25 protein-coding genes, 1 tRNA gene and 1 pseudogene are annotated in these 24,345 nt (G+C 67.5%); 11 read left to right on the top strand and 16 right to left on the bottom strand.

Going from position 1 to position 24,345, the window contains the following annotated elements; genetic code table 11:
* Nucleotides 1-130 precede the first annotated feature (130 nt).
* Entirely contained in the window at nt 131-619 is a 489-nt protein-coding gene (locus ACW11F_RS00985) for a methylated-DNA--[protein]-cysteine S-methyltransferase (RefSeq protein ID WP_456994996.1), read from the top strand.
* A 14-nt stretch (nt 620-633) separates the two neighbouring features.
* On the opposite strand, the gene ACW11F_RS00980 is transcribed toward ACW11F_RS00985, so the two are convergent.
* Entirely contained in the window at nt 634-1,887 is a 1,254-nt protein-coding gene (locus tag ACW11F_RS00980) for a formimidoylglutamate deiminase (protein WP_456994994.1), read from the bottom strand.
* 11 nt (nt 1,888-1,898) lie between these two features.
* Between ACW11F_RS00980 and hutI the strand changes: the two genes are divergently transcribed.
* Nucleotides 1,899-3,113 (top strand): imidazolonepropionase, encoded by a 1,215-nt coding sequence (gene hutI / locus ACW11F_RS00975; RefSeq protein WP_456994992.1) that lies wholly within the window; start codon nt 1,899-1,901, stop codon nt 3,111-3,113.
* 13 nt (nt 3,114-3,126) lie between these two features.
* Nucleotides 3,127-4,332, top strand: a complete 1,206-nt coding sequence (locus ACW11F_RS00970; protein ID WP_456994990.1) for a dipeptidase — start codon at nt 3,127-3,129, stop codon at nt 4,330-4,332.
* A 69-nt stretch (nt 4,333-4,401) separates the two neighbouring features.
* Here the strand turns inward: ACW11F_RS00970 and ACW11F_RS00965 are convergent, their stop codons facing one another.
* A complete protein-coding gene (locus tag ACW11F_RS00965; RefSeq protein WP_456995852.1) occupies nt 4,402-4,632 on the bottom strand; it encodes a 30S ribosomal protein THX in 231 nt (76 codons plus the stop codon).
* Nucleotides 4,633-4,674: 42 nt separating this feature from the next.
* Complete coding sequence (locus ACW11F_RS00960) at nt 4,675-5,097, bottom strand: MerC domain-containing protein (RefSeq protein WP_456994988.1); 423 nt, start codon at nt 5,095-5,097, stop codon at nt 4,675-4,677.
* 78 nt (nt 5,098-5,175) lie between these two features.
* Between ACW11F_RS00960 and ACW11F_RS00955 the strand changes: the two genes are divergently transcribed.
* Entirely contained in the window at nt 5,176-7,461 is a 2,286-nt protein-coding gene (locus ACW11F_RS00955) for a TonB-dependent receptor (protein ID WP_456994986.1), read from the top strand.
* 139 nt (nt 7,462-7,600) lie between these two features.
* Here ACW11F_RS00955 and ACW11F_RS00950 read toward each other — a convergent pair whose 3' ends face one another.
* Together ACW11F_RS00950 and gltX are read right to left on the bottom strand one after the other, a co-directional pair.
* Entirely contained in the window at nt 7,601-8,095 is a 495-nt protein-coding gene (locus ACW11F_RS00950) for a transcriptional repressor (protein ID WP_456994984.1), read from the bottom strand.
* 82 nt (nt 8,096-8,177) lie between these two features.
* On the bottom strand, nt 8,178-9,575 hold the full coding sequence (gene gltX, locus ACW11F_RS00945) for a glutamate--tRNA ligase (RefSeq protein ID WP_456994983.1): 1,398 nt from the start codon (nt 9,573-9,575) through the stop codon (nt 8,178-8,180).
* Between the two features lie 136 nt (nt 9,576-9,711).
* Between gltX and ACW11F_RS00940 the strand changes: the two genes are divergently transcribed.
* Entirely contained in the window at nt 9,712-10,437 is a 726-nt protein-coding gene (locus ACW11F_RS00940; RefSeq protein WP_456994981.1) for a UDP-2,3-diacylglucosamine diphosphatase, read from the top strand.
* A gap of 33 nt (nt 10,438-10,470) precedes the next feature.
* On the opposite strand, the gene ACW11F_RS00935 is transcribed toward ACW11F_RS00940, so the two are convergent.
* Nucleotides 10,471-11,361 carry an MBL fold metallo-hydrolase gene (locus tag ACW11F_RS00935; protein WP_456994979.1) on the bottom strand — a complete coding sequence of 297 codons (891 nt, stop codon included), beginning with the start codon at nt 11,359-11,361 and terminating at the stop codon, nt 10,471-10,473.
* A 103-nt stretch (nt 11,362-11,464) separates the two neighbouring features.
* Between ACW11F_RS00935 and ACW11F_RS00930 the strand changes: the two genes are divergently transcribed.
* A complete protein-coding gene (locus ACW11F_RS00930) occupies nt 11,465-12,013 on the top strand; it encodes a redoxin family protein (RefSeq protein WP_456994977.1) in 549 nt (182 codons plus the stop codon).
* 30 nt (nt 12,014-12,043) lie between these two features.
* Here the strand turns inward: ACW11F_RS00930 and ggt are convergent, their stop codons facing one another.
* The 5 genes from ggt to rsmD form a co-directional block, all read right to left on the bottom strand.
* Nucleotides 12,044-13,792 (bottom strand): gamma-glutamyltransferase, encoded by a 1,749-nt coding sequence (gene ggt / locus ACW11F_RS00925; RefSeq protein WP_456994975.1) that lies wholly within the window; start codon nt 13,790-13,792, stop codon nt 12,044-12,046.
* On the bottom strand, nt 13,789-14,040 hold the full coding sequence (locus ACW11F_RS00920; RefSeq protein WP_456994973.1) for a YfhL family 4Fe-4S dicluster ferredoxin: 252 nt from the start codon (nt 14,038-14,040) through the stop codon (nt 13,789-13,791). Before ACW11F_RS00920 ends, ggt begins: the two co-directional genes overlap by 4 nt.
* 62 nt (nt 14,041-14,102) lie before the next feature.
* Complete coding sequence (locus ACW11F_RS00915) at nt 14,103-14,606, bottom strand: hypothetical protein (protein ID WP_456994971.1); 504 nt, start codon at nt 14,604-14,606, stop codon at nt 14,103-14,105.
* Nucleotides 14,603-15,124 carry a pantetheine-phosphate adenylyltransferase gene (coaD, locus tag ACW11F_RS00910; RefSeq protein WP_456994969.1) on the bottom strand — a complete coding sequence of 174 codons (522 nt, stop codon included), beginning with the start codon at nt 15,122-15,124 and terminating at the stop codon, nt 14,603-14,605. The genes ACW11F_RS00915 and coaD overlap by 4 nt, the downstream gene beginning before the upstream one ends.
* A 29-nt stretch (nt 15,125-15,153) precedes the next feature.
* Nucleotides 15,154-15,786 (bottom strand): 16S rRNA (guanine(966)-N(2))-methyltransferase RsmD, encoded by a 633-nt coding sequence (gene rsmD / locus ACW11F_RS00905; protein ID WP_456994967.1) that lies wholly within the window; start codon nt 15,784-15,786, stop codon nt 15,154-15,156.
* A 172-nt stretch (nt 15,787-15,958) separates the two neighbouring features.
* Here rsmD and ftsY point away from each other — a divergent pair.
* The 4 genes and pseudogenes from ftsY to ACW11F_RS00885 all read left to right on the top strand — a co-directional run.
* Nucleotides 15,959-16,981: pseudogene (gene ftsY / locus ACW11F_RS00900) on the top strand (signal recognition particle-docking protein FtsY); the annotation flags it as partial.
* A complete protein-coding gene (locus ACW11F_RS00895; protein ID WP_456994965.1) occupies nt 16,978-18,294 on the top strand; it encodes a hypothetical protein in 1,317 nt (438 codons plus the stop codon). The pseudogene ftsY and the gene ACW11F_RS00895, both read left to right, overlap by 4 nt.
* The gene (gene mutY, locus ACW11F_RS00890) at nt 18,291-19,385 is read left to right on the top strand and encodes an A/G-specific adenine glycosylase (protein WP_456994963.1); all 1,095 of its coding nucleotides are present in this window, start codon (nt 18,291-18,293) and stop codon (nt 19,383-19,385) included. Before ACW11F_RS00895 ends, mutY begins: the two co-directional genes overlap by 4 nt.
* Nucleotides 19,382-19,651, top strand: coding sequence for an oxidative damage protection protein (locus tag ACW11F_RS00885; protein ID WP_456994961.1), 270 nt, complete (start codon nt 19,382-19,384; stop codon nt 19,649-19,651). Before mutY ends, ACW11F_RS00885 begins: the two co-directional genes overlap by 4 nt.
* A gap of 32 nt (nt 19,652-19,683) precedes the next feature.
* Here ACW11F_RS00885 and ACW11F_RS00880 read toward each other — a convergent pair whose 3' ends face one another.
* The gene (locus tag ACW11F_RS00880) at nt 19,684-20,112 is read right to left on the bottom strand and encodes a DUF6491 family protein (RefSeq protein WP_456994959.1); all 429 of its coding nucleotides are present in this window, start codon (nt 20,110-20,112) and stop codon (nt 19,684-19,686) included.
* Nucleotides 20,113-20,273: 161 nt separating this feature from the next.
* Between ACW11F_RS00880 and ACW11F_RS00875 the strand changes: the two genes are divergently transcribed.
* Nucleotides 20,274-20,349: transfer RNA gene (locus ACW11F_RS00875), tRNA-Phe, on the top strand.
* Between the two features lie 103 nt (nt 20,350-20,452).
* On the opposite strand, the gene ACW11F_RS00870 is transcribed toward ACW11F_RS00875, so the two are convergent.
* From ACW11F_RS00870 to ACW11F_RS00855, 4 genes are all read right to left on the bottom strand, one after another.
* Complete coding sequence (locus tag ACW11F_RS00870) at nt 20,453-21,832, bottom strand: phage terminase large subunit (RefSeq protein ID WP_456994957.1); 1,380 nt, start codon at nt 21,830-21,832, stop codon at nt 20,453-20,455.
* Nucleotides 21,813-22,250, bottom strand: coding sequence for a hypothetical protein (locus tag ACW11F_RS00865; protein ID WP_456994955.1), 438 nt, complete (start codon nt 22,248-22,250; stop codon nt 21,813-21,815). Before ACW11F_RS00865 ends, ACW11F_RS00870 begins: the two co-directional genes overlap by 20 nt.
* A gap of 36 nt (nt 22,251-22,286) precedes the next feature.
* Nucleotides 22,287-23,273 (bottom strand): major capsid protein, encoded by a 987-nt coding sequence (locus ACW11F_RS00860; RefSeq protein ID WP_456994953.1) that lies wholly within the window; start codon nt 23,271-23,273, stop codon nt 22,287-22,289.
* Between the two features lie 311 nt (nt 23,274-23,584).
* Complete coding sequence (locus ACW11F_RS00855) at nt 23,585-24,274, bottom strand: hypothetical protein (RefSeq protein ID WP_456994951.1); 690 nt, start codon at nt 24,272-24,274, stop codon at nt 23,585-23,587.
* Nucleotides 24,275-24,345: the final 71 nt, after the last annotated feature.

The following is a 24,345-nucleotide window of genomic DNA, read 5'->3' as shown; positions in this document are numbered from 1 at the left end:
CCCGGCCACCCGGGGCAAGGCCTGCACCGTGTCGCCGGCCCGCGCCGAGGCTTCGACTGCTTGAGGGCATGCCATCATGGGTACCGTGCGATGCAGCCACCCGGATCACCCACGGCGAGGAGCCAGCCAGATGCGCGTGCATTACCGCCACATCGACAGCCCGATCGGGCGCCTGCTGATCGCCGCAGGTGATGCCGGCATCCGTGCGCTCGAATTCCCCGAGAACCGGCATCCGGTGAAGCGCGATGGCGATTGGGTCGCAGGCAATCACCCGTTGCTCGATGCCGCCGAGCAGCAGTTGCACGAGTACTTCGCCGGCCAGCGGCAGCAGTTCGAGTTGCCGCTGGATGCGCACGGCACCATGTTCCAGCGCAGCGTCTGGGCAGCCTTGCAGGCAATTCCGTACGGCCAGACCTGCAGCTATGCGCGATTGGCGCAGGCCATCGGCAAGCCGGCCGCGGTGCGCGCGGTCGGTGCCGCCAACGGACGCAACCCGATTCCGATCATCGTGCCCTGCCATCGCGTGATCGGCGCAGACGGCACGCTCACCGGCTTCGGCGGCGGGCTGCCGACCAAGCAGTTCCTGCTGCGCCTTGAAGGCGTATTGCCGAAGGCCTGATCGCCGCGGGAAGATCAGTCGGCGAGTAGCCTGGCGATGGCCTGGCGATAACGCGCCGTGATTGCATCGCGCTGCCGATGGCGGCCACCTTCGACCACGCGGCTGCCCGCCACCGTCACTTCGCGCACCACATTGCGGTTGCCGGCGAACAGCCAGCGGTCGGCGATGTCGCCCTCGTGTGCGCCGATCAAGGCCGGTGCCTCGGCATCCAGCACGACTTCGTCCGCGGCCTCGAAGCCGGTCGATGCCGCCGCGCTCGCCCATGCGCCGTGCAGCAGGGTTTCGCCGACGCTTGGCATCGAAGCGGAACTGGCGATGTTGCGGCGCCGGGTGACCAGCCGCTGACCATATTCCAGCCAGCGCAATTCTTCGACCGGCGACACGCTGACATGCGAGTCCGAACCGACGCCCCAGCGGCCGCCGGCATCGAGGTAATCGCGCAACGGGAACAGACCGTCGCCGAGGTTCGCCTCGGTGGTGGTGCAGATCGCCACGGTCGCGCCACTGGCGGCAATGCCGCGCACCTCGGCATCGTCCAGGTGCGTGGCATGCACCAGTGTCCAGCGCGCGTCGACCGGCGCATTGTCCAGCAGCCACTGCACCGGGCGCGCACCGCGCAGCGTCAGGCATTCATCGACTTCCGCGGTCTGTTCGGCGATGTGGACATGGATGCGGCTGTCGGCGGGCAGTGCCGCGAGCACCTCGCCCAGTGCCGCCTGCGGCACCGCGCGCAGACTGTGCAGCGCGCAGCCGATCAGCAGCGATTCGTCCTGCTGCGTGCGCAGGCTTTCCAGCAAACGCAGGTAATCCTCGACCTCATGGCCGAAGCGCCGCTGCCGGGCCGACAGCGCACGGCCATCGAAACCGCCGGTCATGTACAGCACCGGCAGCAGAGTCAGGCGGATGCCGGTTTCGCGCGCAGCGGCGATCAGTGCCTGCGACATCGCCGCCGGATCGGCGTAGGGACGGCCATCGACGTCATGGTGCAGATAATGGAATTCGCAGACCGTGGTGTAGCCCGCTTCGAGCATTTCCGCGTACAGCTGCGCGGCCACGGCCTGCAACGTCTCCGGGTCGAAACGTCCGGCCATGGCATACATGGTTTCGCGCCAGGTCCAGAACGAATCATTGGGATCGCCCTGGCGCTCGGCCATGCCGGCCATGGCGCGCTGGAAGGCATGCGAATGCAGATTGGCGATGCCGGACAGGTGCCAGCCGCGGTCGGTGCGCGTGATCGGGTGCATGCGGTCATTCTCGCGCAAAGCCATAAAATGGGCGAATGAACATCGCCCCCCGAAGCGGCCTGCTGCTGGGCCCGACCCTGGCCACCCTGGACGAGGATGCCGGCTACGGCCTGATCGAGGACGCCGCCCTGGCCTGGCGCGACGGCCTGATCCGCTACGCCGGCCCGCGCGCCGGCCTGCCCCCCGAGCTCGACGAAAACGGCATCGAATGCGATGCGCTGATCACCCCCGGCCTGGTCGACTGCCATACCCATGTGGTGTTCGCCGGTGACCGCGCGAGCGAATCCGAGATGCGCCTCGAGGGCCGCAGCTACGAGGAGATCGCGCGTGCCGGCGGCGGCATCCTGTCCACCGTGCGCGCGGTGCGCGGAATCGACGAGGATGGCCTGCTGGCCGCTTCACTGCCACGCGTGCGCGCCCTGATCGGCGATGGCGTGACCACGCTGGAGATCAAGTCCGGCTACGGCCTGGATTTCGACAACGAACGCAAGATGCTGCGCGTGGCGCGCCGCATCGGTGAGCAGTGCGGCATCCAGGTGTGCACCACCTATCTTGCCGCACACGCCCTGCCGGAGGAGTACCGCGACCGCGCCGATGACTACATCGATGCGGTGATCGACTGGCTGCCGCGCCTCGCCACCGAAGGGCTGGTGGATGCGGTGGATGCGTTTTGCGAGGGCATCGGCTTCTCGCCGGTGCAAACCCGTCGCGTGTTCGAGGCCGCGCGCGCACTCGGGCTGCCGGTCAAGCTGCATGCCGACCAGTTGAGCGATCTCGATGGCGGCGCCCTCGCGGCCGAGTTCTCGGGACTGTCCGCCGACCACATCGAATACACCAGCGTCGCCAGCGTGCAGGCGATGGCTCGGGCCGGCACCGTGGCGGTGCTGCTGCCCGGCGCCTTCCATGTGTTGCGCGAAACGCGTCTGCCACCACTGGACGCGTTGCGCGAGGCCGGCGTGCCGATGGCCGTCGCCACGGACTGCAACCCGGGTACCTCGCCCCTGCTATCGCTGCGCCAGGCGATGCAACTGGCCTGCACCCATTTCCGCCTGACCCCGCTGGAAGCCTTGCGCGGTGCCAGCGTGCACGCGGCACGCGCACTCGGCCTCGAGGCTGACCGCGGCGTGCTGCGCACGGGCATGCGCGCCGACTTCGTGTTGTGGAATGCACGCCAGCCCGCCGAGCTGTGCTACTGGCTGGGTGGTGATTTGTGCCGCGCGGTGTACGCTGACGGTTGTCGCCTGAATTGACGAGGATTGCTTGATGCCGATTTCCCGCCGCCTGATCACCGCCGCGCTTGCGCTTGCCATCGCCGGAACCGCCCATGCGCAGGCCACTGACGCCGCACGTGCGCTGGCGCAGGACGCCCTGATCGTCGATACGCATATCGATGCACCCGGCGAAATGATGGGAGGCTGGCGCGACCTTACCGCCGACACCGACCGCGAGTTCGACTGGCCCAAGGCACGCACGGGTGGCCTGGACGTCGCCTTCATGTCGATTTACACCTCGCCTCGCCAGGACGAGCAGGGCACTGCCTGGCATGCCGCCAACCAGCAAATCGACGCGGTGTGGGCGCTGGCTGCGCGCGCGCCGGACAAGTTCGCCGTGCTCACTTCCCCGCGCGACATCGAACGCCTGCGCCAGCCCGGTCGCGTGCTGCTGCCGCTGGGCATGGAAAACGGCGCACCGATCGCCGATGACCTCGGGCGCCTCGCCTTCTTCCATGAGCGCGGCGTGCGTTACATCACTTTGGCGCACAGCGCGGCCAACCGCATCGCCGATTCATCCTATGGCGTCGAACGGCGCTGGAACGGGCTCTCGCCGTTCGGCCGCGAGGTGGTCGCCGAAATGAACCGGCTCGGCATCATGGTCGATGTTTCCCATCTGTCCGATGCCGCCGCGCTGCAGGCGGTCGAACTCAGCCGCGTGCCGGTGCTGGCGACCCATTCGGGCATGCGTCACTTCACCCCGGATTTCGAGCGCAATGCCAGTGATGAAGTCGCCCGCGCCATCGCGGCCAAGGGCGGACTGGTGCAGATCACCTTCGGCACCGGCTTCGTCAATCCCAAGGCCGCCGCCGACATGCAGGCCAAGTTCCGCGAGCGCGCGGCGTTGCAGGCGCGCAATGCAGAGGCCCGCGCCGCCGGCAAGCCGGTCGAGGACGAAGCCGCGTGGAGCGCTGCCTGGGATGCCGCGCATCCGGTTCCGGAGACCGACATCCAGGCCGTGACCGACCAGATCATGTACGCGGTGAAGCTGATCGGCGCCGATCACGTGGGCATCGGCTCGGACTTCGATGGCGTGGGTGGCGAACTGCCCAACGGCCTGCGCAATGCTGCCGACTACCCCAATCTGATCGCCTCGCTGCAGCGCGCCGGGCTGGCCGATGGCGACATCCGCAAGGTGCTGGGCGAGAACCTGCTGCGGGTCTGGCGCGCAGTCGAGGACGGTGCGGAAAAACGCTGATCCGACGCCTCGACCGGCCACGAAAAAGCCCCGCATCGCGGGGCTTTTCATTGCGCTCGTGGCAGCGGCTCAGGCGGCCGGCTTGGTCGCCTTCTTCGCCACCACCTTGCGGCCGCTGGCCTTCTTCGCCACCGGCGCGGCGGCACTGCCGCTGGCCTTGGTCACGGCCTTGGGGCGCGCATTGCCGTAGCTGGAGTTGTAACGCTTGCCCTTGGCCGTCTTGCGATCGCCCTTGCCCATCGAAATGCTCCTGGAATGTTGCGGCGCGACCCGGAAGCGGGCCGCGGATTGTGAAACGATCAGTTTATCACAGGCATCGCGCCCGCTTGCCGCATGCCGGGCTCAGACGCCGGCATCCGCCCCGCCATCGCGATGGCTCAGGCGCATGTTGGTCAGATGCGCCGCCGCCAGCAACAGGCCGCCGCTGACCATCATGCCGGCGTGCAGCCAGGCATCGCGACCACCGCCATGGTCATGGAACGGGCCGAAAGTGGCGAACCACAGCAGGCCGAGGGCCGGCAGCAACAGGCTCCACGCATGGTAGGCACGGTGCCGCCGCCAACCGATCGTCAGCGTCGCCGCGGCCAGCAGGGTGGCGAACACCACCACGCCCTGATCGATGTCCACCCAGCCGCCTGCGCCGAGGCCCAGCGTCGGCAGCAGGGCCAGCAGCAGCGGCATCGCCGCGCAATGCACCGCGCACAGCATCGAGGCGGCAAAACCGACCCGGTCCGCATTGCGCAAATGAGAGCTGGATTGAGACATCGCACGTGGCCTGTGGCGACTGGACATGAAACAGTATAACATTCCCGATCCTTCGTAGCGCCCACTTTAAACCATCCCATGCCCATTGCCGTTCACCTGCCACGTCATCCACTCAGCCTCGCTCTGCTGTTCGCCCTCGCCGCCACGCCGCTGGCCGGCCAAGCGCAGGACGCCACTGCGGAACAGGATCAGGATCCGCATCGCCAGTCCGCGCACCTGCTGGACAAGGTGGTGGTCACCGCCTCGCCACTGCACCAGACTGCCGATCAGTTGGTGCGTCCGGTCGAAGTGCTGGCCGGCGAGAAACTCGATGAAGACAAGTCGGCCACCCTCGGCCGCAGCCTGGAGCGCATCCCCGGAATCCAGAGTTCGAACTTCGGCCCCGGCGTCGGTCGCCCGATCATCCGCGGCCTGGAAGGCGCGCGCGTGCAGGTGGTCAGCGACGGCATGGGCAGCGGCGACGTGTCCACCATCAGCGCCGACCATGCAGTGAGCATCGAGCCGTTCCTAGCCAACCAGATCGAAGTGCTCAAGGGGCCGGCCACCCTGCTCTACGGCAGCGGCGCGATCGGCGGCGCGGTCAACGTGATCGATGGCCGCAGCCCGGACGCCCTGCCCGATCGCCCGTTTGGCGGTCGTGCCGAATGGCGCGCCGGCACGGTCGACCGCGAACGCACCGGCATGTTCCGCATCGATGCCGCCACCTCGACCGACGGTCGTGGCCTGGTGCTGCATGCCGACGGCCTGCTGCGGGAAGCGCAGGACATGAAAATCCCGGGTTACGCCGAAAGCGCGGCGCGGCTGGAAGCCGAGGGCGAGGAGCCGGATGCGGACAGCCACGGCATCCTGCCCAACAGCGCACTGCGCACTGCCAGTGGCGGCCTTGGCCTCACCTGGGTGGGCGAGCGCGGGCACATCGGCATCAGCAGCAGCCTGTTCAACACCCGCTACGGCGTGCCCGGCCACCAGCATGCGCATGGCGGTGGCCACGACCACGACCACGACCATGATCACGACCACGATCACGACGATGACCACGATCATGATCATGGCGACGACGGGCATGACCACGACCATGCCGTGCGCATCGGCCTGGACCAGCGCCGCCATGAAGTGCATGCGGGCCTGAACGACCTCGGCATCTTCGAAACCCTGCGCTTCAAGTACGCGCGCACCAATTACACGCATACCGAATTCGAGGGCGCCGCGGTCGGCACCGTGTTCGACAACATCAGCGACGAAGCGCGGCTGGAGCTGGTGCACCAGCCGATCGCCGGCTGGCGCGGTGGTTTCGGCGTGCAGGCGGGCCGCCGCGACTTCTCGGCACGCGGCGAGGAAGCCTTCGTGCCGCCCACCGTCGGCCGCGAACTGGGCGTGTTCTGGCTGGGCCAGCGCGAATTCGGCGATTTCAGGATGGAACTGGGTGCGCGCCATGACCGCGCCCGCATCCGCAGCGAAGCCGAACCGCTGCTGCCCGATCGCCTGACCGAACGCGATTTCCGTACCCACCATCTGTCCGCCGCGCTGCGCTGGCAGGCCAGCGATGCCCTCGATTTCAAGCTCGGCCTGGATCGCGCGCAGCGTGCCCCGACCGCCGAGGAGCTGTATTCCAACGGCCTGCACGTGGCCACCGCCACGCTGGAGATCGGCGATGATCGGCTGAAGCCGGAAACCGCCAACCGCCTCGAACTTGGCCTTGGCTGGCGCGGCGACGGTTGGCGCGTGGGCGCCAGCGCATGGGCCGCGCGCTACAGCGACTTCCTCTACCAGTCGCCGCTGATCGTGCCGTATGACGATGGCAGCGAGGATCCGCTGGTCGAGCTCGGCTCCCCGGTGATGGTCTGGACCCAGGGCGATGCGCGCTTCCACGGCGTCGAGGTCGAATCCGAATTCACCCTGTTCGATGGCGGCAGCGGCCATCTCGACATACGCCTGTTCGGCGACATGGTGCGTGGCCGGCTGGGTGGCACCAGCCGCGAGGCCGCGATCAGCATCGTGCACGGCGACCACACCCATGACCACGAAGGTCGCCTGGTGGGCGGCGGCAACGTGCCGCGCCTGGCACCGGGGCGCATCGGCGGCGAACTGCGCTGGGATGCGCCGGCATGGCGGGCTTCGCTCGGCGCCATCCGCACCCTGAAACAGTCCCGCGTCGCCGAAGGCGAAGCGGTCAGCGCCGGCTACACCATGGTCGATGCCCACTTCGCCTGGCACGGCGATACCGCCAGCGGCACCGGCTGGGAAGTGTTCCTCGATGGCCGCAACCTGCTCGACAAGGAAGCGCGGCCGCACACGTCGTATCTGAAGGATCTGGCACCGCTGCCCGGACGCGGCTTCGTCGGCGGCGTGCGGCTGTTCTTCTGAAGCCGCGTCAGCGCAACATGGACAAGCACACCGGGCCCGCAACGTCGGGCCCGGTGTGCATCGGCCGCGGCGAGCGATACATCACGTGCCTGCGCCGGTCCTGTCAAGCCGGCACGGCCTCGCAGCCGTGTGGATCGGGTCAACCCTTTGCAGCGCACCTCGCGCACAGGCCATGCACTTCCAGCGTCTGCGCATGCGGCACGAAACCCAAGGCACGCGCGCGGGCATCGAGCGCATCCACCACCGCCTGATCCTCCAGTTCCACCGCCGAGTGGCAGCGATTGCAGATCAGGAACGGCACCGAGTGCAGATCCGCATTGGGATGGTGGCAGGCGATGAAGGCGTTGACCGATTCCAGTTTGTGGATGAAACCGTTGGCGAGCAGGAAGTCCAACGCGCGATAGACCGTCGGCGGTGCCGCCGCGCCCGGCCCACCGCCCTGGCGCACCTGATCGAGCAGGTCATAGGCCTTGACCGGCTGCCCGGCCTCGGCGATCAGGCGCAGCACGTGCGCACGGATCGGCGTCAACCGCAGGCTGCGTTCCTGGCAGGCCCGCTCCACCGCGGCGATGAAATCGGCGGCATCGTGCACATGATGCTCGGGCGCGATGCAGGTTTCGGAGTGCGCGCTCATGGCGCCATGATCGCCCAGCCCCCTGCGCGGCTCAAGCCGCCGCGACAGGATCCTGCTGGCAGCGCGGTTTTGCCTGCCGGCTTCAGCCGACCCTGGCCAGTGCCGCGTCGATACGCCTGAGTGCTTCTTCGCGCCCGCACAGGTACACCGTGTGCGAGATGTCGGGACTGACCTGGGTACCGGTGATCGCCACCCGCATCGGCTGCGCGATCTTGCCCATGCCGATGCCGAGCGCCTCGGCGGTGGCCTTCAGTGCCTCGCCGATGGCCTCGGCGTTCCATGCATGCAGCGCGGACAGCCGCTGCCGCGCATCCTGCAACGGCTCGCGCGCGGCCGCACCCAGGTGCTTGGCCACCGCCTTGTCGTCGTACTCGCGCAGCGGGCCGAACCACACCGCGGCCTTGTCCGCCATCTCGGCCAGGGTCTGCACGCGGTCGCGCAGGGCGATGACGATATCGGCCGGTGCCGGGCCACTTCCGAGATCGTAACCGCGCTGTTGCAGATGCCACACCAAATGTCCGGCCACGTCCTCCGGCGCATCATTCTTCAGGTATTGCTGGTTGAGCCAGCCGAGCTTGGCCGCATCCAGCCGCGCCGCCTTGGCATTGACGTCCTCGAGCGCGAACAACGCGGTCAACTCGTCGATGGAGAAGATTTCCTGATCGCCATGCGACCAACCCAGGCGCGCCAGATAGTTGAGCAATGCATGCGGCAGGTAGCCGGCATCGCGGTACTCCATCACGTCGGCCGCGCCGCTGCGCTTGGACAGCTTGGCGCCCTGCTCGTCGAGGATCATCGGCAGGTGCGCGAAGTGCGGCGGCGTCTTGCCCAGCGCGTGGTAGAGGTTGATCTGGCGCGGCGTGTTGTTGACGTGGTCATCGCCGCGCACCACGTGGCTGATCGCCATGTCGAGATCATCCACCACCACCGCGAAATTGTAGGTGGCATGGCCGTCGGGCCGCAGGATCACCAGATCGTCCAGTTCCTCGTTGCGCCATTCGATGCGGCCCTTGACCAGATCATCGAACACCACGCTGCCGTGATCTGGGTTGCGGAAGCGGATCACCCGGTTGGGGTCGTCGCGCCATGGCGCATGGCCGTCACGGTAGATGCCGCGGTAGCGCGGCTTGTCACCGGCGGCCAGCGCCGCCTCGCGCATCGCGTCCAGTTCCTCGCGGGTTTCGTAGGCGTAATACGCCTTGCCCGCCTCGACCAGCTGCTGCGCGACTTCGCGATAACGCTCCAGCCGCTGGCTCTGGTACACCGGGCCCTCGTCGTAATCCAGGCCCAGCCAGTCCATCGCCTTGAGGATCGCGTCGGTGGCGTCCTGCGTGCTGCGCTCGCGATCGGTGTCCTCGATGCGCAGCACGAACTGCCCCCCGGCGCGACGCGCCGCCAACCAGCAATACAGCGCGGTGCGTGCGCCGCCGATGTGCAGCCAGCCGGTCGGCGAAGGGGCGAAACGGGTACGGACGGTCATGATCACGCGCAAGCAGTCGGAGATCGGGCATTTTAAGATGAGCGGCCCGATCGCGCCGCGACCCGTCGCAGCGGCATTCCGCATGCCGTGCCTGCGACACCCGCAGCAACCCGATACCTGATCGCCCGGAACACGGATGAGCACATTCTTCATCGCCGACCTGCACCTCGAGGATGCACGCCCCGAAACCAGCGATGCGCTGCTGCGCTTCCTGCGCGAGGAAGCCAGAGGCGCGCGCGCGCTGTACATCCTCGGCGACCTGTTCGAAGCCTGGATCGGCGACGACGCGCCGGATGCCACCGCCGAGCGAGTGGCCGAAGGGCTGCGCGCGCTGGCCGATTCCGGCACCGCGCTGTATTTCATCCACGGCAATCGCGATTTCCTGCTCGGCGAGGCCTATGCCGCACGTTGCCGGATGCGCCTGCTGCCCGATCCCGCGGTGATCATGCTCGATGGCGAGCCGGTGCTGATCGGCCATGGTGATCTGTATTGCACCGATGATCTTGCCTACCAAGAGTTCCGTGCCATGACCCGCGCCCCGCAGTGGCGCGCGCAGTTCCTTGCGCAGCCACTGCCCGCGCGCATCGCCTTCGCCGCGCAGGCGCGTGCGGCGAGCAAGGCCCGCCACGGCGAATTGCGCGAGGCCGGTACCGCGGAAACCATCACCGACGTCAATCCCGCGCGCATCGGCGCCGAGTTCGAGCGCTTCGGCGTGCGCACCATGATCCACGGCCATACCCATCGCCCGGCGCTGCATGAGGAAGGCGCGGGCCGGCGCCGCATCGTGCTCGGCGACTGGCATGGCGATGCTCCGCGCTGGTTGCGCATGGACGGCACGCGGGCCGATCTCGCCCGCCTCTGAGCGCAGCTTCAGACCGACGGAAGGGAGCGCTGCTCAAGCGCCGAGTGCGCGCGCCTTGAGTTCGGCCACTTCATGCTCCACGCCGAAGCGGCCCCGTGCGTCGCGGGTGACCTGCGCCAGTGCGCATTCGGGGTCATGGGTGAAGAACAGGTGCACCTTGCGCCGCAGCTTGTCCTCGAGGAAGGCGCGCTTCTCGTCGATCAGCAGCTCCGCGTTGCGGTCGTAGCCCATGGTGATCGGCACATGCACCCAGGGCCGACCCGGGATCAGGTCGGCGCAGAACACCACGCCACCGTGTGCTTCGCCATCGACCTGTTCCGGGCCGCTGATCTCGGCCAGCATCAGGCCCGGGGTATGGCCGTCGCTGTAATGGAAGCGCACCGCCTCACCCAATGCCTGGCTGTGCGGGCCATTGACGATCTCCAGCCGCCCGCTGGCTTCGAGCAGGCCGGGCAGTTCGGGAATGAAGCTGGCGCGGTCACGCGGATGCGGTTCGCGCGCCCGTGCCCAGGCCTCTTGGCTGACCAGGAAGCGCGCATTGGGGAACAGCAACCGCGGCGACTCGCCTTCGCGCCACGGCGCGAGCAGGCCCCCGACGTGATCGAAATGCAGATGCGAGAGCACCACCACGTCGATGTCCTCATGCTCGAACCCGGCCTCGCGCAGCGAATCGAGCAACACGTGGCGATCTTCCTGCACGCCATAGCGCTCGCGCAGGCGCGGCTCGAAGAAGTTGCCGATGCCGGCTTCGAACAACACCGTCTTGCCGTTCAGCGGCGTCGCCAGCAGCGCGCGGCAGGCCAGCGGAATCCGGTTCAGCTCGTCGGCGGGGATCCACTTGCGCCACATCTCGCGTGGCGCATTGCCGAACATCGCGCCGCCATCGAGCATCTGCGAATTGCCCAGGATCGACCAGAGTTTCATCATCCGTCTCCCTTCCTCATGCAAGGATTCTAGTCGCCCCGGGCGGCCAGCCAAGCCACGCATGGTCGCTGCCCGGCAACCGAACCCATCACAGGAGACCGCAATGCCCGGCCAGACCGTTCCCGACGTGACCCTGAAGACCCGCGTGCGCGATGAATCCATCGGCGGCGACAACCCCTATCGCTGGCAGGACGTGTCCACCGGCGAGTTGTTCGGCAAGGGCCGACACGTGCTGTTCGCCCTGCCCGGCGCATTCACCCCGACCTGCACCACCGAGCAATGCCCGGCCTTCGAGCGCGAGTACGAGGCGCTGTGTGCGGCCGGGGCCGACGAGGTGCATTGCCTGTCGGTCAACGACGCGTTCGTGATGTTCCAGTGGGGACGGCATCTGGGCATCCGCAACGTGAAGATGCTGCCGGACGGCTCCGGCCATTTCACCCGCCGCATGGGCATGCTGGTGGACAAGGACCATCTGGGCTTTGGTCAGCGCAGCTGGCGCTATGCCGCAGTGATCGACGATGGCCGCATTTCCGCGATGTTCGTGGAGCCGGGCATCAATGATGATGGCAGCGACGACGACCCCTACGGCGAAAGCTCGCCGCAGAAGGTGCTGGACTGGATGCGGCAAAACCCGCGGCCCGCGACCGCCTGAGCCGCAGGCACGCACCGGCGGCGACGCGCCTCAGCGCGCCGCGGCCGCCTTGGCGCGCACTTCGCCCTTGCCCACCGGGTTGCGCGGATCGGTGCCGGCGCGCAACGAACCGTCGCGATAGTCCATTTCCACCGCCTGCAGGTTGCCCCAGGCATCGGAGGAACGCACACCGGCGACCTCGCCCGGCACGCTGACGGTATGCCCCATCGCGCGCAGCCGCGTGATGGTGTCCGCGGACAGTGCGTTCTTTTCGATGCCGATCACGTCGGGCAGCCACTGGTGGTGGAAGCGCGGCAGCGCCGCGACCTGCTGCGCATCGAGTCCGGCATCGAAACCGAGGATGCCGAGCAGGACCATGGTGATGATGCGCGTGCCGCCGGGCGTGCCGAGCACCGCCACCCGCTCGCCGGATTCCATGAACGTCGGGGTCATCGAACTCAGCATGCGCTTGCCCGCCTCCGGCGCATTGGCCGCGTAGCCCATCACGCCGAATGCATTGGGCGTGCCCGGCTTGAGCGCGAAATCGTCCATCTCGTTGTTGAGCAGGAAGCCGGTGCCGGGCGGGATCAGGCCCGAGCCGTAGAGCAGGTTCACCGTCTGCGTGGCGGCCACCCGGTTGCCCTCGGCATCGATGATGGAGAAATGCGTGGTCTCGTCATGTTCGAGGAACGGCGTGGGCGTGCCTGGCAGCAGGTCGCTCGGCGTCGCCTTGCCCATGTGGATGGTGCTGCGCAGGCCGTCGGCATAGCGTGGCGCGGTCAGCACCGCCTGCGGCACCTGCACGAAGTCCGGATCACCCAGGTAGAAGGTGCGGTCGTGATAGGCACGGCGCATGGCCTCGACGATGAGGTGCACGCGGTCGGCCTCGTCCATCGATTTCAGATCCCAGGGCGCGAGCATCTGCAGCATCTGCGCCAGCGCGATGCCGCCGGAGGACGGCGGCGGCGCGGTCACGATCTTCCAGCCGCGGTAGTCGAAGCGCACCGGCTCGCGCTCCTTGACGCGATAGGCGGCGACTTCCTGCGCGGTCCAGTGCCCGCCCTCCTTGCGCACCGCATCAACCATGCGTTTGGCGGTGGGACCGCGATAAAAGCCGTCGAAACCGCGATCGGCCAGCAATTGCAGGGTGCGCGCGAGATCGGGCTGGCGCAGCAACTCGCCTTCGGCCAGCGGCTTGCCGTTGCGCAGGTACACCGCGCGCGTGCCGGGATAGCGCTCCATCACCTCGCGGCGCTCGTTGTAGCCGCGCACCAGTCGGCCGTACATCGGGAAGCCTTCGCGCGCGATGCGGATCGCCGGCGCCAGCGACTGCTTCAGCGGCAGGCGGCCATAGTTTTCGGCCATGTGCACCAGTGCCGCCGGCAGGCCGGGGATGCCCGCCGCCCATGGGCCGTTGACCGCACGGTCGCGATCCAGTGCACCGTCGGCATCAAGATAGGCCTCGGGCGTGGCGCTGGCCGGCGCGATTTCGCGCGCATCGATGAACACCTCACGCCCGGTGTCGGCCTGGTGCAGCAGGAAAAAGCCGCCGCCACCGATGCCCGAACTGATCGGCTCGACCACCGACAACGCGGCCGACACCGCCACCGCGGCATCGAAGGCATTGCCGCCTTTTTCCAGCGTTTCGAAGCCGGCGTCGGTGGCCAGGGCATGCGCCGAAGCGATCGCGGCACCCTGCGGCGCGGCACGCGGGGTTTCTCGGGCCTGGGCGCCACCGACCACCAGCAACAGGGCAAGGGTGAACCAGAGGCGCCGCCACGGGCGCAGCGGAAGCTTCATGCGGCTTTCTCCAATCGTTGCAGTTTGGCCAACAGTTGGGCCTCACTCTCGACATGCAGCGGGTCGGGCTCGATGCACTCCACCGGGCACACGATCACGCACTGCGGTTCATCGAAATGGCCAACGCACTCGGTGCACAGTGCCGGGTCGATCACGTACACCGTCTCGCCCTGGCTGATCGCCTGATTGGGGCAGGCCGGCTCGCAGACGTCGCAATTGACGCAGGTGTCGAGGATCTTCAGTGCCATTTCACATCATGCGACAGGGTGCGGGACCGCCATCCGGGTGCGGCCCCGCCCCATGCGCGGACTCACTTGGTATTGGGAACGAACACGTAGGTGACGCCCGACTCGGCCACGCCCTCGGCCACGCGGTCCTTGTCAGCCGGGTTGCCGACGAACACCACCTTGACGTTCTTCATGGTGTTCGGCTTGACCATGGTGAAGCCTTCGACCACCAGATCGGCGAGCTTCTCCGCCGAGGAATGCGGCGAGCCGAACATCAGCATGTTGCCTTCGACGATGCCGCGCGAGAGGTCGCCCTGCACGCGTTCGAGCAGGCGCTCGGCCTCGCCATCGAAGTCTTCGCTGCTGGTACCGGGCAGGAAGTAGGCATACGGCGCATTGGTCACGCCGTCCATGTTCGCTTCGGCCAGCGATGCCAGATAGCCCTGCCAGGCGCCACGGTCTTCGTTGCCGGGCACCGCGACCGGCGTGGCGGCGACTTCGACCGGGGCGGCTTCTTCCTTCTTGCACGCGGTCAGGGAAAGGGTGGCAATCGATGCAGCCAGGAGCAGGCGATTGAGGTTTTTCATGGGGTCCCCGGGTTCTGTGTTGAATGACGCTGCGTTTGGGCCTGCAGCGCGGCGGCCACTGCCGGTGGCACGAAGGCGGAAACATCCCCGCCCAGGCGGGAGATTTCGCGCACCAGCGAAGATGAAATGAAGCCGTATTTTTCCGCCGGGGTCAGGAACATGGTCTCGACCTCGGGTATCAGATGGCGGTTCATGCTGGCGAGCTGGAACTCGTACTCGAAGTCCGAGACCGCGCGCAGCCCGCGCAACAGCACGCCACCGCCGACCTCGCGCACGAAATGCGCCAGCAGGGTGTCGAATCCGCGCACCTCGACGTTGTCGATGCCGGCCACCGCCTCGCGCGCGAGTGCGACCCGCTCCTCAAGCGAAAACGCCGGACCCTTGCCGGAACTTCGGGCCACGCCGATCACCAGATGCTCGAACAGCGGCGCGGCCCGTTGCACCAGGTCGAGGTGACCGGCGGTGATCGGGTCGAACGTGCCGGGATACACGGCGATGCGATGGCGCGGGCTGGTCATGCGGACTCGCGGACAAGGGTCACGCGAGTTTAGCAGTCCGCCACGCCATCGCGTGCGGCCCCGGCCGGCGGCTGGCGCCGGAACAGGCGGCCGGTGGTCTCCCGACTGCCGGCCTCGCGATGCAGCTGCCAATCCGCCGGCAACACGGGCGGCACGGCACCTGCCGGTGCTTCCAGATACAGCCAGGCGGCATCGGCCATCAACGGCAGGGTGCCAGCCAGCGCGTCGGCCCACACGTCCGCGGCAAATGGCGGATCGATGAAGGCGATGTCGTAACGCACCCGCTCACCGGCGGCATCGGCGAGCCAAGCCAGGGCATCGACATGCACGATGCGGGCGGCGTCACCGGCACCCAGGCGCGTGGCGCTGCTGCGCAGGGCCTGCACGAGGCCGGCGTCGCGCTCGATCAGGGTCGCGGCCCGTGCGCCGCGCGACAATGCTTCCAGCCCCAGTGCGCCACTGCCGGCGAAGAGGTCCAGCACGCGCGCGCCGGGCAACACCGGTTGCAGCCAGTTGAACAGCGTTTCGCGCAGACGGTCGGGGGTCGGCCGCAGTCCGTCGATATCGGCCACCGGCAGCCGGCTGCCACGCCAGCGCCCGCCGATGATGCGCACCGCACCGGCGCGAGCGAGGGTCGCCTTGCGACGTTGCGTGCGCTTCATGACGGGGTCGGGGCCGATGCTACCATCATCGACATTCTCCTACAGCCTGCCGTGCATGGTTAACTGGTTCTGGCGCAAGAAGTCCGGCAAGGACGAAGGCGAAGCGCAAACACCCCCCGATTCCAGGCCCGCCGACAACGGCGTGCCGACCGACTTCACGCCGCCGCTGAGCGTGGAACCGGCTATTCCACCCGCGCCGCTGACGTCGCCGGAAACCGATGTGCCAGCCGCTGCGGCAGACGACGAATATGCCAATGCCCCGCCCGCCGCGGCGGCGGGCAAGCCTGGCTGGCGCGAACGCCTCAAGGGCAGTGGCTTCGCCCGCTCGCTGGGCGGGCTGTTCTCGCGCAATCCACGCCTCGACGACGAGCTGCTGGACGAGATCGAAACCGCTTTGCTGACGGCCGATGTCGGTGTCACCGCCAGCACCGCGCTGGTCGAGGATCTGCGCGCACGCATGAAACGGCGCGAATTCGCCGATGCCAATGCCCTGCTGGCGGCATTGCGCGAAGACTTGATCGCTCTGCTGCGGCCGGTGTCCGTTCCGCTGGAAATCACCGCCGACGCCAAACCGTTCACCATCGTCACCGTGGGCGTGAACGGGGTGGGCAAGACCACCACCATCGGCAAGCTGGCACGCCGCTTCCGCGACGAGGGTCGCAGTCTGATGCTGGCCGCCGGCGACACCTTCCGCGCCGCCGCGGTGGCGCAATTGCAGGCCTGGGGCGAGCGCAACCAGGTCGCCGTGGTCGCCCAGGGCCAGGACGCCGACGCCGCCGCAGTGGCCTTCGATGCCTATGCTTCGGCCAAGGCACGCGGCGCCGACATCCTGATCGCAGACACTGCCGGCCGCCTGCATACGCAGGCCGGGCTGATGGACGAACTGGGCAAGATCGTGCGCGTGCTCGGCAAGCACGGTGCCGGCGTGCCGCATGAAGTCCTGATGGTGATCGACGGCACCACCGGGCAGAACGCCATCGCCCAGGTACGTGCCTTCAGTGCCAAGGCACCGGTGACCGGACTGGTGGTGACCAAACTCGATGGCACCGCCAAGGGCGGCGTGGTGTTCGCCCTGGCACGCGAGTTCGGCATCCCGATCCGCTTCGCCGGCATCGGCGAGCGGCCCGAGGATCTGCGCGTGTTCGACCCGGAAGCCTTCGTCGACGCGCTGCTGCCGGAGAATCTCGGCCAGTGAGCCGGACCCCGGACGCGGCAGCGGCAGCGCCGCGTCGGCACCGCCGCCGACGCGGCATCATCCTGCTGCTGATCGGCCTTCTGCTGCTGGCGCTGGCACTGGGCCTGCGCCTGCTGTTGCGCCCCGAGTTCGCCACTGCGGTGATCCTCGACCAGGTCGGCGATGCGTTGGGGCTGGAAATCCATGCCGACGGCAAGGCCGACTACGACATCCGCGGCACGCCGCGCATCGTGCTGCATGGCGTGCACGCGCGTGCGCCGGGCGATGCGCAGGAACTGCTGCGTGCCGAACGGGTGTACCTGTCATTGCCCTGGAGCACGCTGAAGAGCCGCGGCGAAGTGCTCGATGTCGAACGGGTTGAGCTGGATGCACCGATGCTCGACCTCGGCGCCCTGGCGCGCTGGCGTGCCACGCGCCCGCCCTCCGCACCCGTGCGCCTGCCGCAGCTGACGCACGGCATTGCCGTGGTCCGCGGGCAATTGCTGGGTGATGGCTGGTTGCTGGACGGGATCGGCATCGACATCGCCCGATTCCACCCGGACCAACCGTTGCGCGCGCGGCTGACCGGGCGTTATCGCGGCGATGCGCTGCAGCTTCCATTCGACCTTGCGCTCAATCTCTCGCGGGTCGCCTCGCCCGCCGCGCTGGGGCTGGCCGGCAGCATCGAGCCACAGGGCGCCGACTGGCGCATGCCGGTCGAGCTGCGCCTGGCCGCACCGCTGGTCTGGGACGACGAGGGCATGAAGCTCACGCCAGCCAAACTGGGAGCCAATGCGCGATGGCAAGGCAGCGGCGATCCCATGGCGTTCGCCTTGGGCGCATACGGCCCGCTGCACATCGATGCCGACGGCGTGGACTGGCCGCAGCTCGCACTTGCCGTGCGTGGCCGGCAGCGCGTGCCGTCGCTGGATGCACAGGGTCGATTCGCTTTCGGCAGCCAACTGGATTTCGAGCTTGGCGGGCAGATGCCGGCATGGCCCGCGCAGTGGCCGGCCTTGCCGCAACCCTTGGCGGCTTCATCCTCGCCATTGCCATTCACGCTGGCCTACACGGGACCACCCGCGCTCGAAGCTCCGCTCCGGCTGCAGCTCAGTCGCGATGCCACCCGCTTTGCCGGCGAGTTCCGCCTGCGCGAAGTGCTCGACTGGGACTTCGCCTCAGGCTCGCCGTTGCCGCCGCTGCGCGGGCAGCTTGTTTCGCCGCGTATGGACATTGCCGGTGCACGGCTGGAGGGCGTCGAAATCGAGTTCGATGAGCCGGACCTGCCACCAGCACAAGGCGCCGCAGACCAGTCACCCGGACCGACGCCTTGAAGCGCACGGACGCCATCGCCATCCACGATCCACTTGCCGGCGATGCATTCGCCAGCCGCCTGCTGGCCTGGTTCGACCAGCATGGCCGCCACGACCTGCCATGGCAGCATCCGCGCACGCCGTACCGGGTGTGGCTGTCGGAAATCATGCTGCAGCAGACCCAGGTCGCCACCGTGATTCCCTACTTCCAGCGCTTCGTCGATGCCCTGCCCGAGCTCGGCGCGCTGGCCGCTGCGCCGCTGGATCGGGTCCTCGGTCTGTGGTCGGGGCTGGGCTACTACAGCCGCGCGCGCAATCTGCATGCGGCCGCGCGCATCTGCGTCGAAAAGCACGGCGGTGCCCTGCCCGAGCACTTCGACGACCTGCTGGCACTGCCCGGCATCGGCCGCAGCACGGCGGCGGCAATCCTTGCCCAGGCCTGGAACCATCCGCGCGCGATCCTCGATGGCAACGTCAAGCGCGTGCTGTCGCGCCTGCACGCGGTGGACGGCTGGCCCGGACTGCCGGCGGTCGAAAAGACCCTGTGGGCACTGGCCGCACAGGCGCTGCCGACCTCACCCACGCTGCGCGCGCGGATGGCCGACTACACCCAGGCGCAGATGGACTTCGGCGCCACCGTGTGCACCCGCGCGCGCCCGCGCTGCGACATCTGCGTGTTCGCCGCCGATTGCCATGCCCTGCGGCAACAGCGTACCGGCGAGTTGCCGGCGCCGCGCCCACGCAAGCCGCTGCCGCAACGTGAAACGCACATGCTGTGGCTGCGCGACAGCGAGGGGCGCAGCCTGTTGCAACGTCGTCCGGCGCAGGGCGTGTGGGCCTCGCTGTGGTCATTGCCCGAAGCCGAGGATGAAGCCGGCATCGATGCACTGCGGCTGCGCCATGCACGCAACGCGAGCGATGTGCAGTCGCTGGCTGGCATCGACCATGTGTTCAGCCATTATCGATTGCGCATCCGCCCACTGCGCGTGGATGGCGTGCCGCCAGTGGCCGAGGTCGGCGACAATGACGGCATGCGCTGGTTCACGCGCGATCAATGGCGCGCACTGGGCATCCCCGCACCGGTGCGCCGACTGCTCGAGGAGGAAACATGAGCCGCATGGTGTTCTGCCAACGCGACCAACGCGAAACCGAGGGTCTGGCCTTCGTGCCGTGGCCGGGCGAGCTGGGCCAGCGCGTGTTCGCCAACATCGGCCGCGAGGCCTGGGCCGCCTGGCTGGCCCACCAGACCCTGCTGATCAACGAGAACCGGCTCTCGCCGATGAACCCCGAGCACCGCGCCTTCCTGGAAAAGGAGATGGAGAAGTTCCTGTTCGGCAAAGGCGCCGACAAGCCCGCCGGCTACGTGCCGGAGGGCTGAGTCGCTGGTCGCGACACCAGCCCTGGATCCGATCAGCCGCCGCTGTGTTGCGCCTTCTCCGCCTCCCGCGCGGCCTGCAGGTCCAGCGGGCGAATCTCGCGGATGGTGCAGCGCACGCCCGGCGTGGAGCGCAGGCGGATCGCATCGAAATTGACGCTCAGCTGACCGCTGCTCGTGTTGTCCACCACCAGTGCCGGCGAGCCGGCTGCCCAGCTCAGGCATGACGGATCGACACGGATCAGGAAGTTCCGCCGCGGCGAAACGCTCAGCACCAGATGCTCGTCATCGACCAGATCGAAGCCGCTTCCGCCGCTGCCGTACATGATGCTGCTGACCGGCTCGCCCGCATGAGCCATCAGGTTGGCCAGGCGCTGCGTGCGATCGACCTGCGGGGTGCTGGCGCAGCCGGCGAGGAGCAGGCCTCCAAGGATGACGGCACAGGATTTCATCGTGTTGCTCATCTCGTTTCCCTCCACAAAATGATCCAGTCGATCATCGCACCATGCGCGACACGGTGGCGGCACCGCCGATCCCGTGCTGTAAAGCCGTTCAGCTGCCGGGCTGCTTGCTCCGCGCGGCGCCGCGCATGTATCATGCCCGGCTCGCGCAAGCGAAACCGCGTGGCCGGGTAGCTCAGTTGGTAGAGCAGGGGATTGAAAATCCCCGTGTCGGGGGTTCGATTCCCTCCCCGGCCACCACATTAAACCCCTGATTTTTCAGGGGTTTTTTCTTGTCTGAAGGATTATCGGATACGCAGGTTCTGCCTCCATATCCGGCAAATATCCGACAGGTGGCGCCCCCTCAACGGCTCGCCAACTTGATCCGGCGCATCTGCTCAAACGTGGCGGGTCGCGTCACCAGGCATCCGTACCGCACCGCGTCCGCGCCGTGATCCGGGCCGGTCGTGTCCACGTCCTCCATCCGCTTGGGGTTGCGGGGGAGCATCGGAACCGTGTTCCAGAAATAGGTGCAGTTGCGGGCCACGTACAGGCCAGGCCGGTCAGGTTGGCCCGCGTGCGACAGCAAGCGGCGCATCCGGTTCCAGCCGGTGATCCGGTCGGCCTTGCGGGCAGGGTTGAAATACACGCCCTCGCGCCTGAACTCATCCGCGATGCAGCCCGCGCCGGAGCCGGTGCGCGCGAAGATGGCATCGTCGGCCACGCCGCTGGCGGGCACGCCCCAGCGTCCGCACATGCCCTTGATAGCCTCGGCCAGTACCGGCACGGTCCAGCCCAACCCTTGCGCGTAGTTGCCGCCTTTATGGGTTGCCAACTCGTCCACGATCAGCAGCGAGCCGCGCGGGAACCATTGCCCGTTGAACTCCGCGCCGGGTGATTCCGTAAACAGGTACGTGACCGATGGCGCGGCGCTGCCGAAGTCATGCGCCAGGAACGTGGGCCAATCCTCCGGCAGGTACTCGACCGGCGCGATGGCGTTGCGGTTTTCGTCCAGGCAGCCGGCAAAGTACGCGCCACGGTTCACGGCCCAGTCGCCAGCCGTCCATGCTCGCAGCAATTCGGGATCGTCTGGACAGGCGGATTCCAGTTGCTCCCGGTATTGGTCGCGGTCGATGAAGCGGTTTCCGTCGAACGTGGAAGGGGCATATACCCATTTCCGCTTTGACTTGCCCTCGTCGAACGGTTGCCACGGGCCAGCACGGAACACGTACCGATGCGCCAGCCAGTGATGCCCTGGTCCACCGGGGTTAGCGGCCATGACCATGCGGATGGGAATATCGACCGGACCACGCATGTTGGAGCGCAACAGGTCCAGCAGCGACGCGTCGGGGAACTGGCCCGCTTCATCGACCATCAGCAGGGTGAAGCTGCGGCCTTGATATTTGGCGTAATCGGCGGCGCTTTCCAACTGGCCCAGCTCCATGTATGCACCATTGGGGAAGCGCCACACGTGTTCCGCGGCGTTGTAGCGGGCAGCGGTGCCGTACACCCTGCCGAATAGCTCGCGGGTCAGTAGCTCGAAATCGGCCAGCCCCTTGTACGTGCGCCGGATGTAAAGGATGCGGGCCGCCTTTCCGTATTGCTCCGCGTGCCTGAGTGCCAACAGCCCCAGCGCATAGGACTTGCCACCGCCTCGACCACCGCCCAGGAACAGGTCTAATTCCTCGGGAACGGACATGGCCCGCTGCTGGAAGTCGTTTAGCTCAATCGTCTGTTCCGTCATGCTCCAGCGCCTTGGGCTTGGCCGGGTCCAGCGTGGCGGTGTAGGTCGCCATCGGCTGCGCTCCCGGCAATGTGAAGTTGATCGACACGCGGTTGGCGACTTCGCTTTGGTCGCCCTCGCGGTAGCCGTGCCGTGTCTTTAACAGGAAGATGGCCGGGGTCGGGGACTTGTCCAGATGCTTCAACAGGGCGTTGTAGAGCATCAGGTGTTCCGCCTCGCGCCCCGCGTCCATCGCATCGCGCAATTCCGGGTGGCGATCCATCCAGGTGTTGAGCGTTTCCAGGCTCACGCCCAGGCGTCGGGCAATCGCCTTGACGCCGGTGGCTTCGCTGGCCCAGCGCTCGATCTTCTCGGCGGCACCCTTTGGTGGCAGGTTGTCGGCGGCCACGCGTCCCCTGCGTGCGGGTTTCCTCGACATTGGAAAAAGGGCCGGAGTTTCCCCCGGCCCCCTCGGTTAGGCCTTGGAAACCAGGAACGCCAGCGGGATGGCCTTGCGCTCAAACACGCGTCGCCAATTCCCGCCGTTGCGCAACTCGGCCAGCGTCGGGCTTTCGCCCGTGACTTCCGATTCCGTCCAGGTGAAGCCCGCCGGATGCACGCCAACATTTACGCGGGAGTGCAGCACTTGCTGGCCGCCACCGTTGCCAGCGCTCGGCAGGCTCTCGACTTCCGTTCCATCGGCCACGCTCGGCTCAGTGATCCCGTAGCCAATTGCGCCGGCGCCGAACATGACAGACGTGTATGCGTCATCGATGTTGGGCAGCCCGTCATCAATAACCACCGCCAGCCCCCGGAAGGTCTGGAACGGGCGTCCGGCGCTGTCCATGACCGTGGCGATCAGGTCGCGCTTCATGGCACTGCGGTAAACGTCCGAGTGCATCGCGATGGCAGACACCGCCTCCAGGTTGTCACCCAGTGTGGCCACGGCGTCGATGACCGCGGCGGCGCTAAATTGCCCGGCGTCCCCCGTCCCACTGGAAATGTCGTGTACCAGGTCGCCGTCATTGTTGGCGATGTTGTCGGCCACGATGCCTTGCAAGCTCGCGATCAGGCGGCGTTGCAGTTGGTGGCTCCAGTACGCGGCCACGCGGTCCTTAATCCGGGCGATGGCATCGGAGCCGGCGATCTCGCTCGCCAGGTTCATGGCCGACCAGGAATTGTGCAGGAACGCTTTGCGGACAAGCTGCTTGCCAGAGGCGATCTTGTACGGCGTGGAGTGATCGTCGGGATCGTCGTTGGCGATGTTGGCCTCTTGGTCGCCCAGGTCAAACCAGTTGGGAACCGTGAAGGAGTGCGAACCCTTTTCCAGGTGCGACGTGATGACGTCGTTGCGCACGGCCACGCCAGCCTGCACCAGTGCGTTTTTCTGCATGGTGTTGGCGACGATGTAATCAGTGAAGTGTTGCGGCTCGACAATGTCGGCCAAGCGAGTAACGCTCATGGGAATAGCTCCATAGGTCGTGGGATTGGTGTTGGCGTGGTCGGCTACTGCCTTGCACGGTCGGCCCCACGGGAGCCATTGCAGCGTGGCGTGTGCGCATCACGGATGCGGTGTCCACTGGTGTGGACAATACCACCATTCCAACGGCAAAGAAACGCCCCCGCTGCCTCTGGCGAGCGGGGGCGGCAGGCTCACGGGGCAAAGGAGCATCCCGCGCCTGCTGCGGCGGTTTTCTTGGCCCGGCACTCACCGCTAATCCGGGCCGGTCGGGTTGTACCTTGTTGCGCGGCCCGATCCCGGCAGTCCCGCGCTTACTTCAGGCCGAACTGCGGCGACGGAATGCGGCGTTCACAGTTGGCGCTTTCTCCGCGCGCGGCACCGCCAAAGCCGCCGTGGCTACCGCTGGCACCGCTGCCGCTGGCCCGGCTTGCGACGATCAGCGCGTCAAACGCCTTGGCTGCCGGATGGTCGATGCTCAACAGGATGCGCCGCACGTCACCAGCTTCAAACCTTGCGGGGCGCTCGCTTCGCTTGCCCTCATTGCGCCGGAGTGGCTCACTTCTCGGATTGCCGCCGTATGTCACTTCGGCGTCGACCAGAACAGGAACCTTGCCCTCGGGGTCAAGGATCGTCGGGTTGCCTGCATCGTCCAGGTCGAAGCGGTAGCCGGTGGCCTCGATCACCGCCAGCAGGCCGGGGGCGCAGCCGGGCATGGCGATCTCGTCCAGCAGGTGGTCCCGTGGCGCGTGGAGCGTCTGAGCGCGCAGGGCAGCGGCGGCGGCGTCCCGGTCGGCCTCTGCCGCCTCTCGGGCTTCCTGGGCCTCTCTGGCGCGATCCTTGGCGGCTTTGGCTTCGGCCCTCAGCTTGGCGGAGTGCTTGCGCAGCGCTTCCACTTCGTTGGGGTCGGCGGCGTCGGCTTCTACGGGGCGCTCAGGGGCCTGTGCAGCGGTGTCCGGTGCGGTGTCAGTCTCGACCGGGTCGGGGGTGGTGTTGTCGATCATGGTGATTCCTCAGGTTGGGTGTTGGGGTGCCTGCAATCCTCCGTACCGCGTCCCCTAAAAAAGGATGGTCG

It is taken from the genome of Luteimonas sp. e5, assembly GCF_054031035.1.
Note: the sequence above shows the minus strand (reverse complement) of the source record. Positions and strands in the feature narration are given on the sequence as shown.

Excerpts from the sequence above, each read along its gene's own strand:
- ACW11F_RS00985 (WP_456994996.1), top strand. The coding sequence starts at position 131 with ATGCGCGTGCATTACCGCCACATCGACAGCCCGATCGGGCGCCTGCTG.
- ACW11F_RS00980 (WP_456994994.1), bottom strand. The coding sequence starts at position 1,887 with ATGGCTTTGCGCGAGAATGACCGCATGCACCCGATCACGCGCACCGAC.
- hutI (WP_456994992.1), top strand. The coding sequence starts at position 1,899 with ATGAACATCGCCCCCCGAAGCGGCCTGCTGCTGGGCCCGACCCTGGCC.
- ACW11F_RS00970 (WP_456994990.1), top strand. The coding sequence starts at position 3,127 with ATGCCGATTTCCCGCCGCCTGATCACCGCCGCGCTTGCGCTTGCCATC.
- ACW11F_RS00960 (WP_456994988.1), bottom strand. The coding sequence starts at position 5,097 with ATGTCTCAATCCAGCTCTCATTTGCGCAATGCGGACCGGGTCGGTTTT.
- ACW11F_RS00955 (WP_456994986.1), top strand. The coding sequence starts at position 5,176 with ATGCCCATTGCCGTTCACCTGCCACGTCATCCACTCAGCCTCGCTCTG.
- ACW11F_RS00950 (WP_456994984.1), bottom strand. The coding sequence starts at position 8,095 with ATGAGCGCGCACTCCGAAACCTGCATCGCGCCCGAGCATCATGTGCAC.
- gltX (WP_456994983.1), bottom strand. The coding sequence starts at position 9,575 with ATGACCGTCCGTACCCGTTTCGCCCCTTCGCCGACCGGCTGGCTGCAC.
- ACW11F_RS00940 (WP_456994981.1), top strand. The coding sequence starts at position 9,712 with ATGAGCACATTCTTCATCGCCGACCTGCACCTCGAGGATGCACGCCCC.
- ACW11F_RS00935 (WP_456994979.1), bottom strand. The coding sequence starts at position 11,361 with ATGAAACTCTGGTCGATCCTGGGCAATTCGCAGATGCTCGATGGCGGC.
- ACW11F_RS00930 (WP_456994977.1), top strand. The coding sequence starts at position 11,465 with ATGCCCGGCCAGACCGTTCCCGACGTGACCCTGAAGACCCGCGTGCGC.
- ggt (WP_456994975.1), bottom strand. The coding sequence starts at position 13,792 with ATGAAGCTTCCGCTGCGCCCGTGGCGGCGCCTCTGGTTCACCCTTGCC.
- ACW11F_RS00920 (WP_456994973.1), bottom strand. The coding sequence starts at position 14,040 with ATGGCACTGAAGATCCTCGACACCTGCGTCAATTGCGACGTCTGCGAG.
- ACW11F_RS00915 (WP_456994971.1), bottom strand. The coding sequence starts at position 14,606 with ATGAAAAACCTCAATCGCCTGCTCCTGGCTGCATCGATTGCCACCCTT.
- coaD (WP_456994969.1), bottom strand. The coding sequence starts at position 15,124 with ATGACCAGCCCGCGCCATCGCATCGCCGTGTATCCCGGCACGTTCGAC.
- rsmD (WP_456994967.1), bottom strand. The coding sequence starts at position 15,786 with ATGAAGCGCACGCAACGTCGCAAGGCGACCCTCGCTCGCGCCGGTGCG.
- ACW11F_RS00885 (WP_456994961.1), top strand. The coding sequence starts at position 19,382 with ATGAGCCGCATGGTGTTCTGCCAACGCGACCAACGCGAAACCGAGGGT.
- ACW11F_RS00880 (WP_456994959.1), bottom strand. The coding sequence starts at position 20,112 with ATGAGCAACACGATGAAATCCTGTGCCGTCATCCTTGGAGGCCTGCTC.
- ACW11F_RS00870 (WP_456994957.1), bottom strand. The coding sequence starts at position 21,832 with ATGACGGAACAGACGATTGAGCTAAACGACTTCCAGCAGCGGGCCATG.
- ACW11F_RS00865 (WP_456994955.1), bottom strand. The coding sequence starts at position 22,250 with ATGTCGAGGAAACCCGCACGCAGGGGACGCGTGGCCGCCGACAACCTG.
- ACW11F_RS00860 (WP_456994953.1), bottom strand. The coding sequence starts at position 23,273 with ATGAGCGTTACTCGCTTGGCCGACATTGTCGAGCCGCAACACTTCACT.
- ACW11F_RS00855 (WP_456994951.1), bottom strand. The coding sequence starts at position 24,274 with ATGATCGACAACACCACCCCCGACCCGGTCGAGACTGACACCGCACCG.